Origin of the sequence: Cryobacterium levicorallinum, from assembly GCF_004402405.1 — a bacterium.
Classification (GTDB): domain Bacteria; phylum Actinomycetota; class Actinomycetes; order Actinomycetales; family Microbacteriaceae; genus Cryobacterium; species Cryobacterium levicorallinum.
Window position 1 is genome coordinate 56,994 of sequence record NZ_SOFE01000028.1, and the last position, 10,426, is coordinate 67,419.

General features: G+C 64.8%; 10 protein-coding genes and 1 pseudogene. 7 read left to right on the forward strand and 4 right to left on the reverse strand.

The window, feature by feature from the left end; translation table 11 throughout:
• Positions 1-28: 28 nt before the first annotated feature.
• Complete coding sequence (metH, locus tag E3O11_RS15955; protein WP_092452204.1) at positions 29-3,646, reverse strand: methionine synthase; 3,618 nt, start codon at positions 3,644-3,646, stop codon at positions 29-31.
• A 327-nt stretch (positions 3,647-3,973) separates the two neighbouring features.
• Between metH and E3O11_RS15960 the strand changes: the two genes are divergently transcribed.
• The 4 genes from E3O11_RS15960 to E3O11_RS15975 are packed head-to-tail and all read left to right on the forward strand — an operon-like array spanning position 3,974 to position 6,261.
• On the forward strand, positions 3,974-4,468 hold the full coding sequence (locus E3O11_RS15960; protein ID WP_134495636.1) for a hypothetical protein: 495 nt from the start codon (positions 3,974-3,976) through the stop codon (positions 4,466-4,468).
• Positions 4,468-5,484 carry a DUF6545 domain-containing protein gene (locus E3O11_RS15965; RefSeq protein WP_092452210.1) on the forward strand — a complete coding sequence of 339 codons (1,017 nt, stop codon included), beginning with the start codon at positions 4,468-4,470 and terminating at the stop codon, positions 5,482-5,484. The genes E3O11_RS15960 and E3O11_RS15965 overlap by 1 nt, the downstream gene beginning before the upstream one ends.
• Entirely contained in the window at positions 5,481-5,936 is a 456-nt protein-coding gene (locus E3O11_RS15970; RefSeq protein ID WP_092452212.1) for a hypothetical protein, read from the forward strand. Before E3O11_RS15965 ends, E3O11_RS15970 begins: the two co-directional genes overlap by 4 nt.
• A gap of 31 nt (positions 5,937-5,967) precedes the next feature.
• Positions 5,968-6,261 carry a putative quinol monooxygenase gene (locus E3O11_RS15975; RefSeq protein WP_092452215.1) on the forward strand — a complete coding sequence of 98 codons (294 nt, stop codon included), beginning with the start codon at positions 5,968-5,970 and terminating at the stop codon, positions 6,259-6,261.
• Positions 6,262-6,309: 48 nt separating this feature from the next.
• Here E3O11_RS15975 and E3O11_RS15980 read toward each other — a convergent pair whose 3' ends face one another.
• Positions 6,310-6,636: an antibiotic biosynthesis monooxygenase family protein gene (locus tag E3O11_RS15980; protein WP_092452218.1), complete on the reverse strand. Its 327-nt coding sequence runs from the start codon at positions 6,634-6,636 to the stop codon at positions 6,310-6,312.
• 116 nt (positions 6,637-6,752) lie between these two features.
• Between E3O11_RS15980 and E3O11_RS15985 the strand changes: the two genes are divergently transcribed.
• Complete coding sequence (locus E3O11_RS15985) at positions 6,753-7,415, forward strand: histidine phosphatase family protein (protein WP_092452221.1); 663 nt, start codon at positions 6,753-6,755, stop codon at positions 7,413-7,415.
• A gap of 193 nt (positions 7,416-7,608) precedes the next feature.
• Here E3O11_RS15985 and E3O11_RS18350 read toward each other — a convergent pair whose 3' ends face one another.
• Together E3O11_RS18350 and E3O11_RS15995 are read right to left on the reverse strand one after the other, a co-directional pair.
• Entirely contained in the window at positions 7,609-7,842 is a 234-nt protein-coding gene (locus E3O11_RS18350) for an MmcQ/YjbR family DNA-binding protein (RefSeq protein WP_211477686.1), read from the reverse strand.
• Positions 7,843-7,851: 9 nt separating this feature from the next.
• Entirely contained in the window at positions 7,852-8,850 is a 999-nt protein-coding gene (locus E3O11_RS15995) for an LLM class flavin-dependent oxidoreductase (RefSeq protein WP_092452223.1), read from the reverse strand.
• A gap of 299 nt (positions 8,851-9,149) precedes the next feature.
• On the opposite strand from E3O11_RS15995, the gene E3O11_RS16000 reads away from it, so the two are divergent.
• Both E3O11_RS16000 and E3O11_RS16005 read left to right on the forward strand, forming a co-directional pair.
• Positions 9,150-9,344, forward strand: coding sequence for a hypothetical protein (locus tag E3O11_RS16000; RefSeq protein WP_092452225.1), 195 nt, complete (start codon positions 9,150-9,152; stop codon positions 9,342-9,344).
• A gap of 502 nt (positions 9,345-9,846) precedes the next feature.
• Positions 9,847-10,426, forward strand: a pseudogene (locus E3O11_RS16005) (hypothetical protein); the annotation flags it as partial.

Genomic DNA, 10,426 nt, shown 5'->3' on the forward strand with positions numbered 1-10,426 from the left:
CGCCGCACCTCCCGTTCGGCTCGAGGCACTATACCGAGAAGTACTTCGCCTCCGGGTGGTGGAACACGAACGCGTCGGTCGACTGCTCGGGGTGCAGCTGCAGCTCCTCCGACAAGACCACGCCCATCCGCTCGGGTCTAAGCAGCTCGACCACCTTGCGGCGATCCTCCATCTCGGGGCAGGCCGGGTAGCCGAGCGAGAACCGGGCACCGCGATACTCGAGCTTGAACATGCCGGCGATATCGGCGGGATCTTCGCCGCCTACACCGAATTCCGAGCGGATGCGCGAGTGCCAGTATTCGGTCAGCGCCTCGGTCAGCTGCATGGTAAGCCCGTTGAGTTCCATGTAATCGCGGTACTGGTTCGCGGCGAACATTTGGGCCGTCACTGAGTCCACGTTCGCGCCGGCGGTGACCAGCTGGAGGGCGACGACATCCGTTTGGCCAGACGCGCGACCGCGCACGAAGTCGGCCAGGCACAGGTGTTTGTCACGGCGCTGCCGGGGAAAGTTGAAGCGCAGGCGGTCGGTGCCGAGCAAGCCGTCGGAACCGCCGTCGGGCGCGAGCAGTCCAGCCTGGCCGACCAGGCCGGTCGGGTCGTCGCCGTGGTGCAGCACGACCAGGTCGTCGCCGTCGGCAACCACCGGAAAGTAGCCGTAGGCGACGGAGGCATCGAGCATGCCCTCGCCCAGGATGCGGTCGAGCCAGTAACGCAGGCGCGGCCGACCGACGGTATCGACCAGTTCCTGGTAGCTCGCGCCATCTTCGGCCCGGCTGGGCTTGAGCCCCCACTGCCCCATGAACGTGGCGCGTTCGTCGAGGAAGGCCGAAAAGTCGGCTAGGGCCACGCCCTTGACGATGCGGGTGCCCCAGAACGGCGGCACCGGGATCGGGTTGTCGCTCGCGACCTCGGACCGAGCGGGCATCTCCTCGGGTTCGGTCAAGGTGAGCAGACTCTTCTTGTGGATGCGTTTCTTGAGCGGCGGCAGGCCGACCGATTTGGGGTCGGCACCGCGGGCGATGGCCACGAGGGGTTCCATCAGGGCGAGGCCCTCAAACGCGTCGCGGGCGTAGCGCACCTGCCCGGCGAAGACGCTGTCAAGGTCGTCCTCCACGTAGGAGCGGGTGAGTGCGGCGCCACCGAGCAGGATCGGCCACTTGTCAGCGAGGCCGCGCGATTCGAGTTCGAGCAGGTTCTCTTTCATCACCACCGTGGATTTCACGAGCAGCCCGCTCATGCCAATCACGTCGGCGTTGTGTTCTTCAGCCACCCGAATGAACTCAGCAATCGGCTGTTTGATGCCGATGTTGATCACGTCGTAGCCGTTGTTAGTGAGGATGATGTCGACGAGGTTCTTGCCGATGTCGTGCACGTCGCCGCGCACGGTGCCGAGCACGATCGTGCCCTTGCCGGCGGCTTCGGATTTCTCCATATGCGGCTCGAGCAGTGCGACGGCGGCTTTCATGACCTCGGCGGATTGCAGTACGAACGGCAGTTGCATTTCGCCGCTGCCGAAGCGGGCGCCGACGACCTGCATGCCCACGAGCAGGTGCACGTTGACGATGTCGAGAGCGCTCAGCCCCCCCGCCCGGGCAAGGTCGAGGTCGGCTTCAAGGCCCTTGGCCTCGCCGTCGATAATGCGGCGCTCCAGCCGTTCGCCCACCGGCAGGGCCGCCAGTTCGGCGGCACGTTCGTCCTTCAATGCGGCGGAGTCGACGCCGGCGAACAGGTCGAGCAGGGCCACCAGAGGGTCATAGGTGAGGGTGCCTTCGGCGTCGTATTCGCGGCGGTCCCAGACCAGGTCCATGGCCACCTTTCGGCGGTCATCGGGCACCGAGGCGAGCGGCACGATCTTGGCGGAGTTGACGATGGCGGAGTCGAGGCCGGCCTCGGTGGCTTCGTGCAAAAACACCGAGTTGAGCACCGACCGGGCGGCCGGGTTGAGTCCGAACGACACGTTCGACACGCCGAGCGTCGTGTGGATGCCGGGGTATTTCGCCTTGATCTGGCGGATCGCCTCGATAGTTTCGATGCCGTCGCGGCGGGTTTCCTCCTGGCCGGTCGCGATCGGAAAGGTGAGGGCGTCGACGATGATGTCCTCGACCCGCATACCCCACACGTTCACGAGGGTCTCGACCAGCCGGGTGGCGATGCGCACCTTGTGTTCGGCGGTGCGGGCCTGCCCTTCTTCATCGATGGTGAGGGCGATCACGGCGGCGCCGTGCTCCTTCACGAGCGGCATGATGCGGCCGAACCGGGAGGTCGGCCCCTCGCCGTCTTCGAAGTTGACCGAGTTCACCACCGGGCGGCCGCCGATGAGTTCCATGCCGGCCTGCAGCACGGCCGGTTCGGTCGAGTCCACCACGAGCGGCAGGGTCGAGGCGCTGGCCAGCCGGGAGACGACCTGTTTCATGTCGGCGACGCCGTCGCGGCCGACGTAGTCGATGCACACGTCGAGCAGGTGGGCGCCGTCCCGCACCTGGCTGCGGGCGATGTCGACGCAGTCGTCCCAGTTCTCGGCGAGCATTGCATCGCGGAACGCGCGCGAGCCGTTGGCGTTAGTGCGCTCGCCGATGGCGAGGAAGGCGCTGTCCTGGTCGAAGCTCACGTGCTGGTACAAGCTTGCGACGCCGGCATCCGCTTCGAGCGTTCGCGGTTTAACGGTGACACCACGCAACCGTTCGACCACGCCGGTCATGTGTGCGGGAGTCGTACCGCAGCATCCGCCCACCAGCCCCAGCCCGAATTCCTTCACGAATTGTTCGTGTGCCGTGGCGAGCTGGTCAGGGGTGAGCGGGTAGCTCGCGCCGGTCTTGGTCAGCTGCGGCAGGCCGGCGTTCGGCATACAGATGACGGGAACGCGGGAGAATTTGGAAAGGTGGCGCAGGTGCTCGCTCATCTCGGTCGGTCCGGTGGCGCAGTTCAGGCCGATCGCGTCGATGCCGAGGGGTTCGAGCGCCGTCAGGGCTGCGCCGATCTCGCTGCCCATCAGCATGGTTCCGGTGGTCTCCACCGTCACCTCGACGAAAATCGGCAAGCGGATGCCGGTCTCGGTAATGGCCTGCTTGCATCCGTTCACCGCGCTCTTGGTCTGCAGCAGATCCTGCGAGGTTTCGATCAAAAACGCGTCGGCGCCACCGCGGATCAACCCGAGCGCCTGCTCGGCGAAGGTGGCCTTGAGGTTGGCGTAGGTGGTGTGGCCGAGGCTGGGCAGTTTGGTGCCGGGGCCCATCGAGCCGAGCACCCAGCGCACCCGGCCGTCGCGGGCTTCGAAATTTTCGGCGCTGGTGCGGGCGATCTCCGCGCCGAGCCTGGCGAGCTCTTCAATGCGGTCCTCAATGCCGTAGTCGGAGAGGTTGGACCAGTTCGCGCCGAAGGTGTTGGTCTCGATGGCGTCGATGCCGGTCGCGAGGTAGACGTCGTGGATGGCCGCGATGATATCGGGGCGGCTCACGTTGAGGATCTCGTTGCAGCCCTCCAACTGCTGGTAGTCCTCGAGAGTGGGATTGTGCTCCTGCAGCATGGTGCCCATCGCGCCGTCCGCGATCACCACGGAGTTCGTCACGGCATCCAACAGGGCCTGGGATCGAGCCGGGCGCGCCGCTTCGACAAGTATTTCGGCGGCAGTCGTTCGCTCAGTGCTCATTGGCTCAGCTTAACGGCGGGCATCGGCACTCCGACGAGGAGGCGTAACGAATCTTAGTGTGCGGGCCCCGGCCCGATGAGTCTGCCCGATTTTAGGACTCAACATCCACGTGGAGCCAGGGGCCGCTCGATGAATGGTGGTCGTACCGTGTGCAGAACCGGTACTGGAGCCCCCGCGTTGCCACCATTATCGAGCGATGCCCTGGCCGATCCTCCCCCGAGAACCCACGTTAGACATGTCTATCGTAGCCCAATATGGGCGCCGGTGCATACTTGCGGTGGCCGATCCCGCTGCGGGGTAGGCTAATGGGCTAATAGGGGGCATCGTATGAGCTACGAAGCACGGCAGAAACGGGCACACACGATGGTGTCCGACCTCGGTCTGCCCCGCCCACTGACGGCTGAATTGCTGCACCGGCACATGGAATCGGTGCGTGGAAAAAAGATCGTGGTGCAGAGCGCGACCCCCCGCATGCTGGAGTCGGGGCTCTGCGGGCTGTGGATCGCCGTGGCCGGGGAGAGTTTTGAGCGCATCCACCATGCACCGACCACCTCCCCGGTGCACCGCCAGCAATTCCTCAACCACGAGTTCGGTCACATGATTCTCGATCACGAGAAAGAACTCATTCCTGCGGAACGAATTGCGCTGCTGGCACCCCTGATTCCGATCGACGCGATCGCCTACGCGCTGTCGCGGAGCCAGTTCACCGATGAGCAGGAGGCCCTGGCCGAAGCCATCGGAGATCGTTTGGCCCTCATCATGCTGCAGGACGCACCCGAAGCTGTCCAGGGCACCCCCACCGGATTCGGACGAGTTCTCTAGTGCAAACAATTCTCTTCACACTGTCGGCCATATTTTGGATCGCCGCCGCGGTCTGCCTCCCGTCGGCCATTCGCGGACGACGTCGGCCGCTACTGCTATTTCTGGCGGTCTTTGCACTGACGATGACGCTGATGCCGCAGCCGGTGTACCGGCCGGTTGACGCGCTTCTCGGCGGCGGCAACGTGACTTATTTCATCTTCCACGCCCTCACCATCGTGGCCATCGCACTGCTCGATGTCATCGTGCAGGAGGCTATGTCTCTGCGCGGACTGACGCGGGCTCGTCAGCGAGCGACTGTGCTGATCACCACGGCGATCGTGCTCGTTCAGGCCGTTCTGTTTTTTGGAAGCGACTGGCGGGTCACCGACGACATCGCAGCATCCTTCATACCGCGCTGGGATTTCACCGCCTACGCGGCCACGACCTGGATCGCGATGGGCATCTTTGCGGTGTCGTTCGGTATCGCGTGCATTCGGGACTTGCTGCGGCAGCGACGCCTGGTGACCCGGATCTCACTGAGTCTCGTGCTCCTTGCTTGCCTGGGAGTCCTCACGTACGCCCTCATCAGCCTGACCAGCGCCATCCTGGCCGTGCTGTACGCAGACTACCTTCTGGTCGGTTGGGGCCGAATCGCGTACAGTCTGAGCCTGCTCCTCTCGCCGATCAGCCTCGTCATCGGCCTGGGACTGACCGCCACCGTCGACGGGTTGACCTCGAGCGGGAGAAACTTCCGCGACCGTGTGCTTTTATGGCGCATCACACCGTTGTGGCAACGCCTCCTGGCCGACACTCCCGAGCTCAGCATCGAACGAGAGCTGTCACCGCTTCAGCTACTCATCGTGCGTGTGCCAGGTGCGCACCTGTACCGGCGGCACGTCGAGATTCGGGACAGCTTGCTACTTCACCCCGAGCAGGCCGTCAGTCCGGCCGAACAGGGCCTGATCGACCTGGCCGAGGTGCGCACGCAGGCCCCGTCGCCGGCCAATCACACCCCCGTCGTCGGAACGCCGCGATGACCGCTACCCCAAATTCCGACGAGGTGAGCCCCCAGCTGGAATTGGCGCGCAAACTCAATTTGCTGCTTGACGTCGTCGTCGCTGAAGGAAATACTCCGTACACCTATCGCCAAATCGAAGCGGGGCTCAAGGAACGCGGCCTGACCCTGTCGCGAGCTCGCTGGGCGTACATGATCACCGGCGAAGGACCGCTCGTCACCGATCCGGCATTGCTCACCGGCATTGCCAAGTTCTTCCGCATCCCTCCGGAGTACATGCTCGGTTCCGATGGCGACCTGCCCGAACGGGTCGACGCTCAACTCGCCTTCGTGAAGAGCCTGCGCGTTGCGCGCGTGGTGAGCTTCGCTGCCCGGATGCTCGGCGATGTCTCCCCCGAAACCCTCCGGTCGATCACCGAGCTGCTCGAAAGCGACACTCCCGATCCACCTCCGGATTCAATAGATCACGCATAGTGGTCCCATCCTCAACCGCAAGGAGCTTTTCGTGCCCATCACTGCTTTTCTCGACATCCATGTGAAAACCGAGTCTCTCGCTGACGCTCCTGACATCCTGCACGAGACTCTCATCGTTACCAGAGCCTTCACTGGATGTCTTGGCGTGGATGTCCTCGTCGATACCGAAGACCCCACCCACTTCGTACTCGTGGAGAAGTGGGCGTCACTGGAGCACGACGCCGCCTACCGCACCTTTCGAGCCGGGCCAGGAAAATCACCCCTCGGAGCAGTCCTGGCCGGCCCGCCCCTGCTGACCAAGTTCGAAATCGCCACGGATATCTAAGGCACTATCCGAGGTGCGCGACCGCTTCTGCCGTGCCGCCAGACATCGTCAGCGCCCGGTTCCACCGGCGATGGCGTAGGACCACAGCTCACTGCTCACACCGACCGGGCGCGCGGCCGGCTCGCCGTCTTTCGGCGTCTCGCTGCGGTGCCCGTGCGCGAAGGACGGCGAGGTGAGCCAGGCCTGAAAGGATTCTTCGTCGGCCCAGCGGGTCACGACGAGCCAGGTCAGGCGGTCGTCGGTCGGCTTGAGCAGTTCGAAGCCCTCAAAACCGGGGCGGTCGTCGACGGCACCGGCGCGGGCGGCGAAGCGCTGGGCGAGCTCGTCGCCGCCATCGCTCGGCACGGTGATGGCGTTGATTTTGATGATCGTCATGGGGCTGCTTCCTGTTTGACCGGTCGTGGGTGTGTGTCCCATGCTGCCACTGTCGGCTGCGTGCCCGCGCCGCGAACCGCTCGCCATTCAGGCTCGATGCTTATGCTGGAGGGACCATGCGACTTCTTTTGATCCGTCACGGCCAGACTCCCGGCAACGTTCTCGGGCGGCTCGACACCGCGCATCCCGGTCCGGGCCTGACCGATCTCGGTCTGCGCCAGGCCGCTGCGATTCCCGATGCCCTGCGCTCCGACCCGATCGACGCCATCTTCGTATCAACGCTCCTGCGCACCCAGCTAACGGCGCATCCGCTCGCCGCCGAACGCGGTCTAGAGCTGCAGGTCGCCGGGGGTTTGCACGAGATCGAAGCCGGGGCGCTCGAGGGTCTGCATGATCGGGCATCCGTTCGTGCCTATCTGGAGACCGCGGTGGCCTGGGGTTCCGGCGATCTTGATAAGCGGATGCCGGGTGCTCACGACGGCCACGATTTCCTGCGTCGGTTCGACGTAGACATTGCTGGGGCGGCGGGGCGCTCGGAAGTGGCGGCGGTGTTCAGCCACGGCGCGGCGATTCGGGTGTGGACGGCCGCGCGTGCCCAGAACGTGTCGCCCACTTTCGCCAGTGAGAACGAGCTCGATAACACCGGTGTGGTCGAGCTCACCGGCTCGCCAGAGGACGGTTGGACCCTGCTGTCTTGGGCCGGCCTCCCGGTCGGCGGCATGGCGCTGGCCGACCTCGGCGCGGCCGACCCACTGGGCGAACCGCTCGCCGAGGTGTGATTTGGCGGCATCCGTTCGCCGACCCGTGAGTCTCGACCTGATTTCAACGGCCTGTAACTCATATCTCGTCAACGTTGGGACGTTGCTGCGCCCGGGGAACTCTCGGCCGTACGAGAGCGTGGCTATCCCGCAGCAGCTCCTCGACGAGCTCGCGGGGCACATGGCCATCGAGCACAATCGTGATCCAGTGCTTCTAATTGAGGTGATACCCCGGCGTGATCCACGCGGGAAACTCCTCACGCAGTGCGCGGCTTTCCTCCGGATCACACTTTAGTGAGACCGTCAGCGGGTCGCCGGCCAGGGCAGCAAGGGCAAAAATCTTGCCGTTGCCGCTGGTTTTGAACACGCTCGTCTCCTCGCCGAACGGAAAGGTCTCAACAGCCTGAGGCAGGCTCAGACACAGGTCGACGAGCGCGTCCGGAGTCATCAGGCCAATCTAGGCCGCGACAAGATTCATCGCATCGGCGGTCAGCTCGACCGACCGCAGGCGTTCCTCGATCAGCGGCGACTGGTGGGCCAGAATGAGCTCATCGGCCCCGGTTCCCTCGGCGAATTCCTTGAGGTAGGCGCGCACCTCGTCCGCCGTTCCGACGGCCGAGTAGCGCATCATGTTGGCGATGTTCCGGCCCTCCGGGGTGGTCAGGAAGACGTCGATCTGGTCGTCGCTGTACTCGGGCGTGGCCGGTCCGCGGGAGAGCATGCCGCGCACCCGGATGCGACGGGTCGTGTCAAACTGCGCCACAGCATCCGCTTTCTCATCGGCCGCGATCACGTTGGCGGCAATAATGAGGTGCGGGGCGGCGAGCTGCTCCGAGGGCCTGAAGTCGCGGCGGTAGAGCGCGATGGCCTCGTGAAGCGCGTCGGGCGCGAAGTGCGAGGCGAAGGCGTAGGGCAAGCCGAGTGCGGCGGCGAGACCGGCGCCGAACAGCGAGGAGCCGAGAATGTACAGCGGAACGTTGGTGCCGGCTCCGGGAACCGCCTGCACACCGGGCACGATCGACTGGCCGCGCAGGTAAGCCTGCAGTTCCATGACGTCCTGGGGAAACTGGTCGGAGGCACGCGGATCGCGTCGCATCGCCCGAGCGGTGGTCTGGTCGCTGCCGGGCGCCCGTCCAAGGCCCAGGTCGATGCGATCGGGGTAGAGCTCGGCGAGAGTGCCGTACTGCTCGGCGATCACGAGCGGCGAGTGGTTGGGCAGCATGACGCCGCCGGATCCGAGCCGAATGGTGCTGGTCTGCCCAGCAACGTGGCCGATCAGAATGCTGGTCGCCGACGATCCGATCGTCGGCATATTGTGGTGCTCCGCATACCAGACGCGCGCATACCCGTGTTTTTCGGCGGTCTGGGCCAGCGCGACACTCGCCGCAAAGCTCTCTCGAGCGGTCTCCCCAGGGGCAATCGGAGCGAGGTCAAGAATGGACAGCGGAATAGTCATACTGGGACCAACGCTGGCGCGCGCAAATCGTTACCCGCTACCCGAAATGGGCAAGAGGCATTTCCATCAGGTAACGAACTGAAACATTTTCGCCTTCTTGCAGACAATCCGTACCCGGGCGACCTAGCCTCGTACGCATAGACCAGCTCCGTCAGCATCGCCGGAGAGTGACATCGGGTTTCGATCCTGATCGCGTGCCACCAATTCGCGCACGATCAATTCGAGGCAAACGCCTGCTCCGGTAGGTGCATTCGCCCGGCAGCTCCGACGAGATGCCCCGCTGAAGTGGAACCACAACCATGACCGACGACGAACTCTTGCTTGAAATCGACTACACCGGCTACGACAGCTCCTGCCGCGACCCGCACATCACCCCAGCCGCGGACCTCGTGGAGTGCCGCCGCCTGTGCGGCCACGGCGGCGAGCCGCACGGCACCCGGGCCGGCGTCCGCGCCATCCGCTGGAGTGTGGAGCTCACTCCCCTGGCCGCGTAACGCCGAAGCTGGAGGGCTCCGCCTGGGCCTGCGCGTCCGGGGCACTCCTGCGCCTGCGCGGCCACTTTGCCGGCGGTTGCGGTTCCCGTTGCGGCCGCGTTGCGGCTGCGTTGCGCCGGTGCCCCTACAGTCTTCTGCGCCAGCCGTCGGGCTGCGCCGGCGCGCACTGTTCTTGGTCCTGGCCTGTCAAACAGCTGGGAGCGCGTTCGCAATATGGGCCCGGCATGCCCGCGCACGCTGTTTGTGGATCGGGACGCCATTCCAATCGCCCGAATCCGCCCTGCTTAAAATGGTGACAGAGTTTCGATAGTTATTTTTATTTGTCTTTCGCGTCACCGCAACGCCTCCGAGGGCACGAACCTTTCAATTGAACGTGATTCAGGGCCTTCCAGCGCGGGGGAAGCTCCGCCAATTCGCTGTGGCACCGAAATTCGTGTAGAAATTTACCTGAGTTTCTCTCGCTTTTGTGTTCGGTTTGGGGTAGAATCATGGGGAGGAGGCAATGGCGCCCATGTTCATGGAAAACCCGAGCGAGGTCAGTGTGAACCCTGTGATTGTGGCGGTGGAGCAGGCGCGGGAGGCGTTGTTGGCGGCGTTGGGTGGGGTGTCGTTCGGGCTGCTCGGTGATGACGAGTCCTTGAGCATGTTGCTTGCGTTGGAGGGTGTGGGTCGGGTTGTTGATGGGGCCCGGGTGCTGTCGACGACGGATGTGCTGCGTCGTTCCGAGTACTTTGATGAGTCCGTGGCGAAGACGGCAGCGGCGATGACCGCCGATCAGGCCGACAGCCAGCACGGCCGGCACGCAGGCCGCGCCGAGCAGGCTGGAGCAAGGGACGGCCAGGTGCTCAGTCCTTGCCCGCAGGAACCCGGCGACATCCGCTCGATTGGTGAGAAGCAGGACGGGATCCTCCGCGCGGTGTTCGAGGCGGCCGCTCGACAGCCGGGAACCCCGACGATGGGCGGCGCGGCACCGACGGTGCTGGTGCACATCCACATCGACGACCTCCTCGCCGGGCGCGGCGCCGGCTGGATCGACGGCATCAACGGCCCCCTCAGCGTCAAACAAGTCGAAGAACTCGTCT